Source organism: Streptomyces sp. NPDC040545 (assembly GCF_055595065.1).
In genome coordinates, this window is sequence record NZ_JBVIWA010000039.1 from 1 (window position 1) to 15,121 (window position 15,121).

The 15,121-nt window shown below is 70.1% G+C and carries 15 protein-coding genes; 11 read left to right on the forward strand and 4 right to left on the reverse strand.

All coding sequences use genetic code 11. The features are described from left to right. Positions 1-238 precede the first annotated feature (238 nt). Positions 239-1,123: a helix-turn-helix domain-containing protein gene (locus tag ACZ573_RS37585; RefSeq protein WP_301370253.1), complete on the forward strand. Its 885-nt coding sequence runs from the start codon at positions 239-241 to the stop codon at positions 1,121-1,123. Between the two features lie 220 nt (positions 1,124-1,343). Continuing rightward, the gene (locus ACZ573_RS37590) at positions 1,344-1,553 is read left to right on the forward strand and encodes a DUF397 domain-containing protein (RefSeq protein WP_382550942.1); all 210 of its coding nucleotides are present in this window, start codon (positions 1,344-1,346) and stop codon (positions 1,551-1,553) included. 231 nt (positions 1,554-1,784) lie between these two features. Here ACZ573_RS37590 and ACZ573_RS37595 read toward each other — a convergent pair whose 3' ends face one another. After that, entirely contained in the window at positions 1,785-2,642 is an 858-nt protein-coding gene (locus tag ACZ573_RS37595) for a hypothetical protein (protein WP_471313249.1), read from the reverse strand. 196 nt (positions 2,643-2,838) lie between these two features. On the opposite strand from ACZ573_RS37595, the gene ACZ573_RS37600 reads away from it, so the two are divergent. Then, a complete protein-coding gene (locus tag ACZ573_RS37600) occupies positions 2,839-4,059 on the forward strand; it encodes an aminotransferase-like domain-containing protein (protein ID WP_471313296.1) in 1,221 nt (406 codons plus the stop codon). A 14-nt stretch (positions 4,060-4,073) separates the two neighbouring features. Here ACZ573_RS37600 and ACZ573_RS37605 read toward each other — a convergent pair whose 3' ends face one another. From ACZ573_RS37605 to ACZ573_RS37615, 3 genes are all read right to left on the reverse strand, one after another. Continuing rightward, positions 4,074-4,610, reverse strand: coding sequence for a hypothetical protein (locus ACZ573_RS37605; RefSeq protein ID WP_471313252.1), 537 nt, complete (start codon positions 4,608-4,610; stop codon positions 4,074-4,076). Then, positions 4,607-4,849 carry an amphi-Trp domain-containing protein gene (locus ACZ573_RS37610; protein ID WP_266595443.1) on the reverse strand — a complete coding sequence of 81 codons (243 nt, stop codon included), beginning with the start codon at positions 4,847-4,849 and terminating at the stop codon, positions 4,607-4,609. Before ACZ573_RS37610 ends, ACZ573_RS37605 begins: the two co-directional genes overlap by 4 nt. Before the next feature lie 83 nt (positions 4,850-4,932). Further along, on the reverse strand, positions 4,933-6,267 hold the full coding sequence (locus ACZ573_RS37615; RefSeq protein WP_471313254.1) for a diacylglycerol/lipid kinase family protein: 1,335 nt from the start codon (positions 6,265-6,267) through the stop codon (positions 4,933-4,935). Positions 6,268-6,602: 335 nt separating this feature from the next. Between ACZ573_RS37615 and ACZ573_RS37620 the strand changes: the two genes are divergently transcribed. The 8 genes from ACZ573_RS37620 (at position 6,603) to ACZ573_RS37655 (ending at position 15,084) form a co-directional block, all read left to right on the forward strand. Beyond that, complete coding sequence (locus ACZ573_RS37620) at positions 6,603-7,040, forward strand: SseB family protein (RefSeq protein WP_471313256.1); 438 nt, start codon at positions 6,603-6,605, stop codon at positions 7,038-7,040. Further along, positions 7,037-7,672 (forward strand): hypothetical protein, encoded by a 636-nt coding sequence (locus tag ACZ573_RS37625; protein WP_471313258.1) that lies wholly within the window; start codon positions 7,037-7,039, stop codon positions 7,670-7,672. The genes ACZ573_RS37620 and ACZ573_RS37625 overlap by 4 nt, the downstream gene beginning before the upstream one ends. After that, on the forward strand, positions 7,669-12,162 hold the full coding sequence (locus ACZ573_RS37630; protein WP_471313260.1) for a putative T7SS-secreted protein: 4,494 nt from the start codon (positions 7,669-7,671) through the stop codon (positions 12,160-12,162). Before ACZ573_RS37625 ends, ACZ573_RS37630 begins: the two co-directional genes overlap by 4 nt. After that, complete coding sequence (locus ACZ573_RS37635; protein WP_471313261.1) at positions 12,149-12,619, forward strand: hypothetical protein; 471 nt, start codon at positions 12,149-12,151, stop codon at positions 12,617-12,619. Before ACZ573_RS37630 ends, ACZ573_RS37635 begins: the two co-directional genes overlap by 14 nt. Before the next feature lie 180 nt (positions 12,620-12,799). Continuing rightward, a complete protein-coding gene (locus tag ACZ573_RS37640; protein ID WP_471313262.1) occupies positions 12,800-13,084 on the forward strand; it encodes a hypothetical protein in 285 nt (94 codons plus the stop codon). Further along, complete coding sequence (locus tag ACZ573_RS37645; protein ID WP_471313264.1) at positions 13,081-13,380, forward strand: hypothetical protein; 300 nt, start codon at positions 13,081-13,083, stop codon at positions 13,378-13,380. Before ACZ573_RS37640 ends, ACZ573_RS37645 begins: the two co-directional genes overlap by 4 nt. A gap of 119 nt (positions 13,381-13,499) precedes the next feature. Next, positions 13,500-13,829, forward strand: coding sequence for a hypothetical protein (locus tag ACZ573_RS37650; RefSeq protein ID WP_471313266.1), 330 nt, complete (start codon positions 13,500-13,502; stop codon positions 13,827-13,829). A gap of 472 nt (positions 13,830-14,301) precedes the next feature. Next, a complete protein-coding gene (locus tag ACZ573_RS37655; protein WP_471313268.1) occupies positions 14,302-15,084 on the forward strand; it encodes an SDR family oxidoreductase in 783 nt (260 codons plus the stop codon). The last annotated feature ends 37 nt before the right edge of the window (positions 15,085-15,121 follow it).

Here is a 15,121-nt window from a genome sequence, read left to right on the forward strand (position 1 = left end):
GACCACCTCCGCCCCCCCCCCCCCCCCCCCCCCCCCCCCCCCCCCCCCCCCCCCCCCCCCCCCCCCCCCCCCCCCCCCCCCCCCCCCCCCCCCCCCCCCCCCCCCCCCCCCCCCCCCCCCCGCGTCTGTGTTTCCGGGCCGTTCCCCAGCGGCGCCGCCCGCTTCGGTGGCAGTCTGCTCAAACCAGATACGTAGAGAGACAGCTGCAACGACAGAAGAAGGCGGAGGTGCCGTTCACGTGGCGTCCAATGTCAATCCCACCGTCCGACGCCGCCGACTGGGCATGGAGTTGCGCAAGCTCCGCGAGGACAAGGGCATGACGGCCGAACAGGTCGCCGAGCGCCTCCTCGTCTCCCAGTCGAAGATCAGCCGACTGGAGAACGGCCGCCGCTCCATCAGCCAGCGCGATGTCCGCGACCTGTGCGACGTCTACGAGGTAGAGGACCGCCGCCTCATCGACTCGCTCATGCAGATGGCCAAGGATTCCCGCCAGCAGGGCTGGTGGCACGCCTTCGGCGACATCCCGTACAGCGTCTACATCGGCCTGGAGACGGACGCCGCCAGCCTGCGCACGTACGAGCCCCTGGTGATCCCGGGGCTGCTCCAGACGACCGAGTACGCCCAGTCCCTCGTCCGCGGCGCGTGGCCGGAGACCGCCCCGGCCGACGTCGACAAGCGCGTCCAGGTCCGGATGCACCGCCAGAAGCGGCTCTCCGAGACCGAGAACAACAACCCGGACCTCGGTCCGCTGCGCCTGTGGGCGGTGATCGACGAGGCGGCGCTGCGCCGGCGCGTGGGCGACGCCCAGTTGATGATCCGGCAGCTCGAATATTTGATAGAGCAGTCGGAGCAGCCGCACGTCACGGTGCAGGTGATGCCCTTCGAGCTGGGGGCGCACCCCGGCGTCAACGGTCAGTACGCGATCCTGGAGTTCCCGGACGCGTCCGACTCGACCGTCGTCTACATCGAGGGCGTGACGAGCGACCTGTACCTGGAGAAGGCCAACGACGTCCAGAAGTACAGCGTGATGTACGAACACCTGCGCGCGCAGGCGCTCAATGTCGACCAGACCCGCGAGTTCATCTCGCAGATCATCGATCAATACGCGGACAAGAGCGCATAGAGGTCGGATTCGACCGATATCCACCATGCGCGTGGCAAGCGGGTCGGTACGGTACACCGTCACTCCCCAGCCACAGAAGGCTTGAATGGAATATGCCACCCGGTCGGGTGACTGATCCCTTCACCCGTCAGGAGCTGCCGGTAGCGTCGATCAGGTCAGCCGGAAGATTGGCCGACAGGACACCGGAACCACCGGAACTACTCGCTCACCGGAGAGAAACATGGCTATTCGCCAGGGCGCCACGGCCAACTGGATCAAGTCCTCCTACTCCGCCAACGGCGCCTGCGTCGAGGTCAAGTCCCCCGTCGTGGAGGCCATCGCCGTCCGCGACTCGAAGGTGCAGGACGGACCGTCCCTCACCTTCGCCCCCGACTCCTGGACCTCGTTCGTCGCCGATGTCTCCGAGGGCCGGCTGGGACGCCTCGCCTGAACATCACGGCGCGTCCCAACCGCCTTCGCCGTCCCTACCGTTCGGTCCCCGCGTCCCACACGGGCACCGGCGCCGGCACCGGCACCAGCGGGCCCGGCTTCTGCACCACCCGTTCACCGGCACCACTTGCACCACCCGCACCACCTGCGTCACTGACTTGAGCCCTCTCGACCGACCCGCCGTCTTGGCCGAGGGGGCTCGGCCATGCCCGGTGGGCCGACGGCCCGCCGCTCAGCGCAGCTGATCGACGTAACGGTCGGTCCCCGGCACCGTCGGTATGAACGGCGCCACCAGCTCCACCCGTCCTAGCCCCGCCTCCGCGACCTCCGCGTCCAGCCCCAGGAAGCGGTCCCAGCAGGTCCGGGGGTCCTCCTGGAGGAACCACAGCAGCGTGAGGCGGGTGTCAACCCCCTCCACCTGCTTGACGTACGTCATCCGGTCACCCGGCAGCGGGGTCGGACGGAAGACCGTCACCATCGCGGCCGGACCGCCGTGCAGCCGCTTCGGCAGGGCGCGCGAGCGCAGCCACTCCAGCAACTCGGCCCGCTGCCCGGGCCCGTCGGCGTCGATGACCTGGACGACGAGACCCTCGTACGGGTGGTCCAGGGCGTGGAAGTCGCGCGGACCGGCGGCGCCGTCGCGGTAGACGGTGGCGGCGTGGTCCTGGAAGGACGTGAAGACGTGGGTGCGGTCCTGGTAGACCCGGCCGTCGCGGTTCAGGCGCTTGTTGATGCCGACGGTCCACTTCATGTGCTCGTCGTAGCGGCCCTGGGTGACCCAGTACGTCGATATGTAGCAGCCCGCGGTGACGGGCTGGGCGACGGCCGACTTCTCGGGGTAGCGCAGCTCCTGCAGCTCGCGGGTGGCCACCCAGCGGCGGCCCGCGTACATCCAGGGCATGGCCATGGCGCCCGCGTAGTAGTGGTCGTCCTCGTACCAGCGGTTGTACGCGTACTCGTGGCCCGGGTGCGGCTCCACCATGGTGATCAGCGCATGGCCGGGGCGGACGCCGTAGGGGCCGACGGCCGCGAGCTCGGCGTAGTCCTCGACGCGGGTGTCCTGCTGCGGTTCCTGCTCTCCTGTCGTCATGGGACCGGTCTATCTGATGCGGCATCAGATGGGGAGGGGTCGGGCGGCCCGGGGGTCTCCGGTGGCCGGTCCATCCCCTGATACATACGTGCCGTCTACAACTTTCCCTCGCTACGATGCGCGCACCCGCCTCCTGAAGGAGCTGCCCGTGCCCGCCGCCGTGCCTGCCGCCGCGTCCGCCGCCGCGCCTGCCACCGTGTCCGCTGCCGCCGCCACCACTGCCACCGCGCCGCCGCCCGCGTTCGCCGCCCGCGCCGCCTCCGTGGAGGGTTCCCCCGTACGCGAGATCCTCGCGCTCACCGAACGCCCCGGGATCATCTCCCTCGCCGGCGGCCTCCCCGCGCCCGAACTCTTCGACACCGAGGGCCTGCGGGCCGCGTACGACGCCGCTTTCGCGGTGTCCGCGCGGCGCGCCCTGCAGTACTCGACCACCGAGGGCGCCCCGGAACTCCGCGAGGCCGTCGCCGCCCGGGCGACCGCGCGCGGGCTGCCGACCGGCCCGGACGACGTACTCATCACCTCGGGCTCCCAGCAGGCCCTCACCCTCATCACCGCCACCCTGGTCGAACCGGGTGACGTGGTGCTGGTGGAGAACCCCACCTACCTCGCGGCGCTCCAGTGCTTCCGGCTGGCGGGGGCGCGGGTGGTGGCCGTGCCCTGCGACGCGCAGGGCATCCTCCCGGACGCGCTGGCGGACGTCGTGGCGCGCGAGCGGCCGAAGCTGCTGTACACCGTCCCCACCTTCCAGAACCCGACGGGACGCACCCTCCCGGCCGCCCGCCGGGCGGCGGTCGCGCGGACCGCGGCCCGGCTCGGGCTGTGGCTGGTGGAGGACGACCCGTACGGGGAACTCCGCTACGAGGGCTACGCCGTCCCGTGGCTGGCCGCGCACCCGGGTGCCGAGGACCGTACGGCCCTGCTCGGCAGCTTCTCGAAGGTCCTGGCTCCCGGGCTGCGGCTGGGCTGGCTCCGGGCCCCGGCAGCGCTGCGGCGGGCCGCGGTGGTCGCGAAGCAGGCGGCGGACCTCCACACCTCAACGGTCGACCAGCTGGCCGCGGCGCACTACCTCGCGGCGGTGGACCTCGACGCGCACATAGCCACGGTCCGGGCGGCCTACCGCGAGCGCCGCGACGCCCTGCAGAGCGCCCTGAGCCGGACCCTGCCGGCCGGCTGCGCGTGGAACCTGCCCGCGGGCGGCATGTTCCTCTGGGCCCGGCTGCCGGAGGAGCACGACGCGACGGATCTCCTCCGGACGGCCGTCACCCACAGGGTCGCCTTCGTCCCGGGCGCCCCCTTCTACGCCACCGCCCCGGACCCCCGCACCCTGCGCCTGAACTTCACGACGCACACGCCGTCCGAGATCAGCGAGGGCGTCGCCCGGCTGGCCGCGGCGCTGGAGGAGTACGGCGGGAAGTAGCGGGGGAAGCGGCTTCAGTGCTGGAGGGCGACCTTGAGCAGCACGATGAGCAGCCCGAGGAAGAGGTTGATCGCGCCGGCCAGGAACATCAGCCGGTGTGAGGCGCCGGCGCGGCTGGCGGCGAGGGTGGCCCAGCCGACCTGTCCGATCAGGGCCACCAGAAGCGCCAGCCATGCGATGCCCGTGGCGCCGAGGCCGAACAGCGGGGCGATGGCCGCGGCGACGGCCGGGGGGACGGCCGCCTTGATGATCGGGCGCTCCTCCCTGGACGTACTGCGGATCACGGCCCAGCTCAGGCGGTTCACCATGCGGGCCCCGAAGAGGCGGGAGAAGACGTGCGCGGCCCAGAACACCACCCCGGTGCCGAGGAGCAGTGCGACGAGTTCCAGCCGCGGGAACTTGCCGAGCGTACCGGCTCCGACCACCACGGAGGCGGCGAGCAGGGAACCGTAGACGGCGCCGCTGTAGTCCTCGCGGCCCGCCTCCAGCTCCGGGCCGGCCTCCGGTCCGCCGCCTTCCGCGTCTTCCGGGCCTTCCGGGGGCGCTGTCACGCGGCCCCGGCCTGCGCGGTGGGCCACTTGAGCTCGATCTCCATCTCGATCTCCCCGTCGCCGATCTCGACCTCGATCTCGGTGCGGAGCTCATCGGGGACGCGCAGGCTCATCTTCCCGGGGCCGAGTTCCAGTTCGGCGTTGCCGCCGTGGCGCAGCGCCTCCGCGAGCGCGGAGAGCTGATCGGCGACCTCGAGGCGGGAAAGGGAACTCTTCTGCTCGAACTTCAGGTCCTTCACGGACGTCTCCAATCCGCTACGAACACCGGGTACGGCTCATTGTGACGCCGCACAGGAGGTCGGGCATCCCGGGCCTCCGGGCCTCAGCCGGCCGGGCCCGCCCCCGGCCGGTCGAAGGCCAGGGCGAGCACCTCGCTCCACTGCATGGGCGGGGCGGTCACCGGGGCCCCCGGGCGGAGCCTGGGCACCAGGACGCGCAGTGCGCCGGGGCGGATGGAGCAGGTCACGGGTGTGGGCATGGTCAGTGCCTCGCCGTCCACGGCGACGGCGATGCGTTCCGCGGCCGATCCGATCACGACCTGGCGGGAGGTGAGTACGTGGAGGCCCGCCGCCCTCGCGCCGCGCAGCGCGACCTCGGCCGCCTGGGCCGCGTTGTTCACCCGGATGCCGAGGACACCCAGCTCGCCGCGGTCGAGGCGGGACCTGCGGGCGCCCATCGGTTCGGAGGACGTGTAGGGGTTGTTGCTGACCAGCAGCGCCTGCTGGGCCTCCAGCCGCTTCTCGTCGGTCACCGCGTCGAGGGTGGTGCCGGCGTATCCGAGGAGGAGGTCGGGCAGTGCGGCCAGTGCCGAGTCCGCCTTGGCGTCCCGGTACTCCGGGCGCTGCACGATCTCCGCGTAGACGCCGAAGGAGGCCGTGTTGACGAAGGCCTGGCCGCCCACGACCCCCAGGTCGACCCTGAGCTCCTCCCCGTCGGCCAGCGCGTCCAGGCACCGGGCCGGGTCCTCGCGGTCCAGCCCGAGGTCCATGGCGAAGTGGTTCCGGGTGCCCGCGGAGATCACGAGGAACGGCAGGTCGTGCTCGGCCGCGACCTCGGCCACCCGGGCCTGGGTGCCGTCGCCGCCCGCCACCCCGAGCAGGTCCGCTCCGTCGGCCACCGCCTGCCGGGCGAGGGCGGCGACGTCCGTCACGACCGCCGGGTCCAACAGCACGACCCGGGCGCCGAGCGCCTCCCCCTTCTCGACCAGGCCGAAGCGGCCGACCTTCCCGCCGCCGGACTTCGGGTTCATGATCAGCACCGGGTTGCGGGGGGCGGCCCGGGCGACGGCCCGCATGCCGTCGGGCCGGCGCGCGGCGCGCAGCGCGGTCCGCGCGCAGGCCACGGCGGCCGCCCACAGTGCGATGGCGAGCAGCGCCGTGAGCCACAGGTCCGCGCGGGCATAGATGAGCAGGATGGCCACGGGCGCGCCCACCACCAGCAGGGCGCCGACCAGCCGTACGGCTCCGCGATGGGACACCACCCACCAGGTCCCCATGGCCGTGAGCGCCGCCCCGGCCACCCCGACGACGAGGACGACCAGCCCGCCGACGAAGCCCTCGGCCACCAGCGTCACCGCCGCGAGCACCGCACAGACCAACGCCAGCAGGGCCCACAGCCGAGCGCGCCGGGGCGCGCCGGAAGATTGCGGGAGTGCCATGCCCTCACGTCCTCGCCTCGTGCCGCGGGGTCATCTCCGATCATCTCCCGAGGAGGATCGGCCGTCGACGCGACGCGTGCGGGGCAACGCCACCCAAGGAAGGGGGCAGATTTAGTTGCTCATGCAACGAACCGCCTCGGCTCGACCTCCGTGAGGCCGATGGCGCACACCCCAACTACCAGCACTCTTACCTCCGGCACACGCACCGCCGACCGGAGACTCAACTCGTCCAGCGAGATGCGTTCGCTACCCAACAGTAAATTTCGCCGGCCTGCCGAGCTGTGCAAAAGTGAGTTCGATCAAGGCGTACGGGGGCTGGTGTGGGGGGCGTTGTGGTGGGGTTCGACGAGGAGTGGGGTCGGCTGCGGGCCGATGCCGTCCAGGCTTCCGGCCGACCGGCGGCGGTCGATCCGGCGGTAGAAGCACGAGAGGCGTTGCTGGAGCGGCTGGCGGACTTCCGGAGCCGGGTGGTTCTGGTGCCGTTGGACGTGCGGGGCGGCCTGTGGACGGCCGAACTCGGCGGGCTGGACTGGATCTGCGTGTTCTCCGACGAGGAGGCGCTGGCCCGGTTCGCCGAGGCGCGCGGCGAGGGCGACCGGGAGTGGACGTACCGGCGAGTGGTCGGTGCACGCCTGCTCGACGAGCTGGTGCCGGCCGTGGACTTTCCGTGCGGAGTCGCGTGGAACGCGGCGGGGCCGGACGGGCTGGCGTTCCCGCCGGTTCGGGGGATCGTGCCGGATGCCGCGGCACTCGACGGGGAGATGACTGCATGAGCGGGGACGGGGCGGATCTCGATGTCTCGAAGCAGGCGTTGGCGCTGATTGCGCAGGGGATCACGGCGAGCCTGGCGGAGTTGAAGGAGCTCGGGTCGGTGGGCACGGCGAGCATGGGTGGCGGTTTCACCGACCTGGCTCTCTCGGGGATGGAGACCGGGCACGAGGGTCTGACGTCCACGCTGGGCTCGTTCTGCGAGCGCTGGGGCTGGGGGGTGCGTTCGCTGGTGCAGCAGGGAAACATGTTCGCCCTGAACGTGGGGCTGTCGGCCGGCGCGATGTACGAGCAGGACCAGTACATCCAGGGCAGCTTCAAGGTCGTGGCGAACGCGGCACTGGGCAACCCGTATGCCGAGGAGAAGGACATCATCGCCAAGGACTGGGGTGAGGTCTTCTCCGACAACCCGATCACCCAGATCAAGAACGCGGACTACAAGCCGGAATCCTTCGCACATGCCTCGGAGAACGGCAACGAGGCCTGGAAGAGCGCTGTCCGGGATCTGAACAGTTCCGACATCCTGCTGTCCAACCAGATCATCGATGCCGTCGGACTGCGCGATGAGGCGGACGCGATGGTCGACGACATGGTCGGCCCGGCACCCGAGGCACAGCCTGGCGGTGAGGGCCGATGACGGACTGGGGCAAGCTGGTCGACAAGGGCCTCGACACGATCGACGAGAAGGTCGATTCAGCCAAGAAGGTCATCGGTCACGGCGTCGACAGAGCCACCGACGAGATCGGCGGCGTCCTCGACCGTGCCGGCGCGCACGGCTGGGCGGACACGGTCGAGGACTTCGGCGACAACGCCGCTTCCCGTCTCGGTGCCTCGGTACGCGAACAGCAGCTCGGCGAGAGCGAGCAGGCCAACGAGCTGGTTCACGGCAAGTCGTCGGCGCTCCGGGAGTCGGCCAAGCATCTGGCGGACTTCCAGGCGGCGTTCGAGCGGGTCGGCCAGGGCATGAAGGCCCTCGACTCGGACCAGTGGAAGGGGCAGGCGGCCGACGCGTTCCGTGCGAAGTTCGCCATGCATCCCACCGACTGGCTGCGCGCATCCGACGCGTGCGAATCGGCGAGCGGTGCGCTCAACCGGTATGCGGAGACGGTGGAGTGGGCGCAGAAGCAGGCCCAGACGGCCATCGACCTGCACAAGGCCGCGGTGAAGGCGACGAAGGAAGCCCACGACGCGCACGTCGCCAAGGAGGACGCCTACAGGGCGGCCGCGCAGGCCGGCCGTGATCCCGGCCCGATCCCGGTCGAGGGCGCCGATCCGGGCGCTGCAGCCCTCAAGCGGGCCAAGGAGATCCTGGACGAGGCCCGCAGGCAGCGCGACGAGGCGGCCGTGACGGCCGAACGCACGCTCAAGGCGGCCATGGAGCACGCCCCGGCGGAGATGCCGGCGACGGACCGGCTGATGGCCCAGCTCAGCGACTACGCGGGCTCGGAGGTGTTCGAGCTCACCCACGTCGTGGGCGGCGTGGCGAAGGGCACGGCGGGAACGCTGAACTTCGCACGCAGCGTGAACCCCTTCGACGTGTTCAACCTGACGCACCCGGCCGACTTCCAGCAGAACCTCAACATGACGCTGGCCGGTCTCGTCTCCACCGCGTCCCACCCCGAGCGCATCCCCGGCCCGATGATCGACAGCTACATGGCGGACCCCAGCGAATTCAAGGGCCGCCTCCTCCCCGATCTCATCGGCACCAAGGGCTTGCCCACCCTCCGGACCGGGATGCGGTTCGCCGAGAAGACGGCGAGCAAGGAAGCGGCGCGGACGGCCGCGAGGGCCGAAGCCGAAGCTGCCGCTCGTCGCAAGGCGGACCTGAAGTGCAAGGGCGACCCGGTCGACGTGGCGACGGGCCGGATGGTCCTGCCGCAGACCGACCTGGTCCTCCCGGGCGCGCTGCCGCTCGTGTTCACCCGCACCTTCGAGTCCTCGTACCGCGCGGGCCGCTGGTTCGGCCCGTCCTGGGCGTCCACGGTCGACCAGCGCCTGGAGATCGACGAGGAAGGCGTGATCCTCGTCCGCGAGGACGGCAGCCTGCTCGCCTACCCGCATCCCGAGGCCGGAGTCCCCGTACTCCCGGGCCACGGTCAGCGCTGGCCGCTCGTCCTCGATGCGGACGGCGGCTACACGGTCACCGACCCCGAGTCCGGACACGTCCGCCACTTCACGGACGAGGGCCTCCTCAGCCAGCTCGACGACCGGGGCGGCGCCTGGATCACCTTCGAGTACAACGAGACGGGCGCGCCGACCGCCCTGTCCCACAGCGGCGGCTACGAGCTGCGCCTCAGCTCGTCGGAAGGCCGAATAACCGGCCTCGCCCTCGCCGACGGCACCGAAGTACTGCGCTACGCGTACACGGACGGCCATCTCACCCACGTCACCAACTCCTCGGGCCGCCCGCTCCGCTTCGGCTACGACGAACTCGGCCGGATCACCTCCTGGACCGACACCAACGGCCGCCACTTCGACTACGTCTACGACGAACAGCACCGCTGCACCGCCCAGTCCGGCACCAACGGCCACCTCGACGTCCGCTTCACCTACGAGGACGGCTCCACCACCTACACCGACTCCCACGGCCACGAAACCCGGTACCTGGTCGACGACCGCGCCCGGATCACGGCCGAGATCGACCCGACGGGCGCGACCACCCGGTTCACGCACGACGCGTACAACCGCCTCCTGACCCGCACCGACCCCCTGGGCCACACGACCCGCTACGTCTACGACGAGCAGGGCCGGCTCACCACGGTGGTCCGCCCCGACGGCCGCGAGGTACGGGCCGAGTACGACGCACTGGGCCTGCCGGTCACGGTGATCCAGCCCGACGGCCGGGTCACGCGGTCGACGTACGACGAGCGCGGCAACCTCACCTCGGCAACCGCACCGCACGGGGCCACGCACCGCTTCACGTACGACGCCCGCGGCCACCTGGCCTCGGTGACGGACGTCCTGGGCGCGGTCACGACGGTCCGCTGCGACCCGGCCGGCCTGCCCCTGGAGATCACCGACCCGCTGGGCGCGACGACCGCGTACACGCGCGACCCCTTCGGCCGCCCGGTCGCCGTCACCGACCCCCTCGGCCACACCACCCGCCTCACGTGGAGTGTGGAGGGCCGCCTGCTCCGCCGGGAGACCGCCGACGGCAGCACGGAGTCCTGGACCTACGACGGCGAGGGCAACTGCACCTCCCACACCGACCCGATGGGCGGAGTGACGGTCTCCGAGTACGGCGACTTCGACCTCCTCACGGCCCGCACGGGCCCGGACGGCGTCCGCTACTCCTTCACCCACGACACCGAGCTGCGCCTCACCTCGGTCACCAACCCCCAAGGCCTGACCTGGACCTACGCGTACGACCCGGCCGGTCACCTCGCATCCGAGACGGACTTCGACGACCGAACGCTGACCTACGGCTACGACGCGGCAGGCCGCCTGGTCTCCCGTACGAACGCACTCGGCGCCACGACCACGTACGCGCACGGCGCCCTCTCCCAGATCCTGCGCAAGAAGACGGCGGACGGCATCACGTCGTACGAGTACGACGACTACGACGAGCTCGCCCGGGCGGTCTCGCCGGACGGCACCACGCTGACCCTGCAACGGGACCTGTACGGCCGCGTCGTCTCGGAGACGATCGACGGACGCACCCTCACCCACACCTACGACGTCGCGGGTCGCCGGGCGGGCCGCACCACACCCGGCGGGGCCTTCTCCGAGTGGACGTACGACGCGGCCGGCCGCCGCAGCGCCCTCAGCGCATCGGGCCGGACGCTGACGTTCGAGCGGGACGCCGCGGGCCGGGAGCTGACCCGCACCCTCGGCGCGGACCTGGCCCTGGCCCACGCCTACGACCCGGTCGGACGTCTCACCGAGCAGCACCTCGTCGGCCAGGACGGCCGCACCCTCCAGCGCCGCGGATACAGCTACCGCGCGGACGGCGCCCTGACGGCGATCGACGACGCACTCGCCGGTCCCCGCACCTTCACCCTGGACCCGGCGGCCCGTGTCACGGCGGTCGACGCGTCCAACTGGTCGGAGCGCTACGCCTACGACGACGCCGGCAACCAGACCGCCGCCACCTGGCCGACCCGCCACCCGGGCGCGGAGGCCCAGGGCGCGCGGGATTACGAGGGCACCCGCATCACCCGTGCCGGCTCGATCCGCTACGAGCACGACGCCCTCGGCCGGGTCACCCTCCGTCAGAAGACCCGCCTCTCGCGCAAGCCGGACACCTGGCACTACGAATGGGACGCGGAAGACCGCCTGGCGGGGGTCACCACTCCGGACGGCACGCGCTGGCGCTACCGCTACGACGCCCTCTCCCGCCGCACGGCCAAGCAGCGCCTCGCGCCCACCGGCGAGGTCGCGGAAGAGGTCCTCTTCACCTGGGACGGCACCACCCTCTGCGAGCAGACGGAAGGCCCGGTCACCCTCACCTGGACCCACCACGGCCTGCACCCGCTCACCCAGGCGGAGACCGTCCTCGGCACCACGGACGACCGCTTCTTCGCCATCGTCACGGACCTCATCGGCACCCCGCGGGAGCTGATCGGCGAGTCGGGCGAGATCGCCTGGCGCGCCCGCTCCACCCTCTGGGGCTCCACCACCTGGACCCGCGACGCCGTGGCCTACACGCCCCTGCGCTTCCCGGGCCAGTACTTCGACCCCGAGTCGGGCCTCCACCACAACTACTTCCGCACGTACGACCCCGAAACGGCCCGCTACCTCACCCCGGACCCCCTGGGCCTCGCCCCGGCCCCGAACCCGGCGACGTACGTCTCGAACCCCCACACGTGGTCGGACCCTCTGGGCCTCTCCCCGTGCCCGCAAGTCGACGACATATCCCAGAAGATTGCAGATCACTCGAGGCAGCGTTTCAATGATCCGGGCGGCTTCGAACATTACGCAAGGGATGTTGACCCGAGAGCACTGGAATACTACATCGACGGAATAATAAACGGCGACATCCCCAGCGTCCTACCACCAAAATTCCTGGAACGAGGCCGTGTGGCCTACTGGGACACCGACAAGAATTTCGTAGTCATCGAAGAGGGAGACAAAGGCACCGCCTTCACCCCGAAGGAAGGAAAATCCTACTTCGATGACCTGGAATAGAGAGAGAAAGTATCGGGAAATGCGTGCCAGGCCCGTAGACGCAGCAATGACTGCAAGCCAGTTCAAAATCGTATTTCAGGTCACGAAGGAATTCCATGTCATCCCAGAGGGCTGGTTCACGGCGCGCGAAGCTACGCCGAATTCAGCCCTTACTATCCTGCAGTTCGCGAGAGAGATCAGACAGACCCTGACCTCCAGCCGCCAAGTGCAGATCCTTTTCGTTTCGCCAGATTCAACAGGAGGGCAAACTCTTCGAATCTCGGGATCAACACACACTCCGAGTCTCACGCAATTCACCACGAGAGAGTTTCCGTCTTCGATTGCACGCCTCTGGCGACCCCTCATCGACGCAGCAATGGAGGCACTCGGCGAGGATGAGACGAGATTCAGGACCGGCTACAGAAAAGACGAAATCGACTCCGCCTCATCAGTGCTCGACGAGATTTTCGCCCCCTAACGGACGAGATCCAGACCTTCGGAAATCGGGAGATACCACGGACGCAGAACTGCTCGGCGTCGCGGACCGAGGCGAATCTCGCCAAATCCGCCGCCGGGACCGATCTCGAGGGATACAGCCCACCGGGGCACCTACGTCAAAAGTTATGCTCGATTTGGACGCATGGGCGGGGAGGTGACCGTGTACACGATGTCCTGGGGACACCTCAAGAGCCGATATCCCATGGGAGCCCGAGTCACGGGGAGGGTGAAAGTGAAGTTCCAGCACGGCGTCTTCCTGGAACTTGACGAAGATCCCGAGGCGCGGGTCTTCATCGACCTCCTTTCGTACAACCCGGGCGGCACCACGGGGAGCGACAGCCTTCCGGCGGTCGGCGAGCTCGTCACAGGTGTCGTCGCGGACCTCGTCGACCGCGATCAGCAGCTGAGAGTGCGGGTGGGCCCTCCGTGGTGGAGATCCGAGTGACACTGGTGAATCACCAGGAAGTCGACGTCATCGTCACCGCTGTGGCCCCTTTTGGATCGCAGGTCGATGCCGATGGCATCACAGGGTTCGTCGACCAGGTCAAGCATCCGTCCTGGTGGTCGTCGGACATACCCCCTCCACAGGTCGGAGACCACCTCCACACCGTCGTCTTGGACGACTCACGGACCCCTCCCCGGCTGAGCGCACTCACGACGGACACCGACATCGCCCGCGTGCTGCGCGACCGCGAATGCCCGACCGACGATCCCTCCTGGAAAGAGAGCCGCAAGCCGTGATCGTGAGGTTCTCCCTTCGTCCCGGCCAGGGGGATCCCAGTGGGTTCGATCTCGGAGACATGTCCTGGCGGGGAGAGCTGGGGGAGGCTACCTCGGTGGGGCATGTGCCCGATCAAGGGATGATGCTCTACCTCTCCGTACCCGACCTCCTCGACTCCCTCACGATGCTCTTGAGCCGACGTTCCACCAACGCATCCTTCACCGGAATCGATTCTTCGTTCAGGCTCGATTTCCGCACGACCAAGAAGACGGTCACAGTGAAGGGCAGATCCGGGCCAGTGGCACAGATCAGCCATGCCGAGCTCGCCGAGACGGTTCTTTCGGCAGCGGAGGAGCTGGCGAGCCGGCACCTCACACCGCCTCCCCCCGAGGACCACGCTTCGGACGACTATCTAACCGCCCTGAAGCGATTTCAACAGGTCGCGGCCCAGGTCAGAAAGTCCGAGTGAAGCGAATCCTCCACAGTTCCGTCACGAACTCCACCGCGCGCGGCACCCTCGACCGACGTACTGCGGGTGGCGGCGGCGCACATGCACGCTCCAAACGCGGCACGGCAGCCGCCACCCCGCGCCCCGCACTCGTCAAGGCCTGCCCTTGGCGTCCCCGCGCGTCTCTGCCGTCCAGCTCCTCGATACCCTGCGCGACCTGCCGCAAGGGCGAACCACCACCGAACGCTCGGTGGGTGTGGGCACCTCCTCCCGATTGACCTTCAGGGCAACGAAGACAGGGGGTTCGCCGGGCAGTGGCCGGGTGCACGCCGGAAGGCCCTGAACGAGGGCGAGCGCGTCCGGGAGCGCCTCGGCCGGGGATCGGCGGCGGCCTCCGCCCCCGCCACTCTTCGGATCCGCACCCCTTCACACCGACGCGCCCGCGCCGTAGCCTGACGCACCGTCAGATATCCCGTGCGCCCGGAGGCCCGTCATGCTGCTGCAAGGGAAGACCGTCATCGTCTCCGGGGTCGGGGCCGGGCTCGGGCATCAGGTGGCCGCCACCGTCGTGCGCGACGGCGGGAACGCCGTGCTCGGGGCGCGGACCGAGGCGAATCTCGCCAAATCCGCCGCCGAGATCGACCCCGACGGCACGCACACCGCGTACCTGCCGACCGACATCACCGACGAGGCGCAGTGCGCGGCCCTCGCCGAGCTCGCGCTCACGCGCTTCGGCCGGATCGACGCCGTCGTGCACGTCGCCGCCTGGGACTCCTACTTCGGGGGCCTCCAGGACGCCGACTTCGGGACCTGGCAACAGATCATCGACGTCAACCTGCTCGGCACGCTGAAGATGACCCGCGCCTGCGTGCCCGCGCTCAAGGAGCGCGGCGGCTCCGTGGTGATCATCGGAACGCAGTCGGCGGTCGCCGCGCCCAACGAGGTGCAGCAGGCCGCCTACGCCGCCTCCAAGGGGGCCCTGACCTCGGCCATGTACTCCATGGCCCGCGAGCTCGGCCCGCACCGGATCCGCGTCAACACCGTGCTGCCCGGCTGGATGTGGGGCCCGCCCGTGCAGGCCTTCGTCACCTTCACCGCCCACACCGAGGGCGTCCCCGAGGCCGAGGTGCACGCCCGCCTCACCCAGCGGATGGCACTGCCCGATCTGGCCACCGACGGGGACGTCGCCGACTCCGTCGCCTTCCTCGCCTCCGACCGGGCCCGGGCGGTAACCGGCCAGTCTCTGCTGGTCAACGCCGGTGAGCTGATGCGGTGACCCTCTCCACCCCCGGATCACCGGATCGTATGCTCGG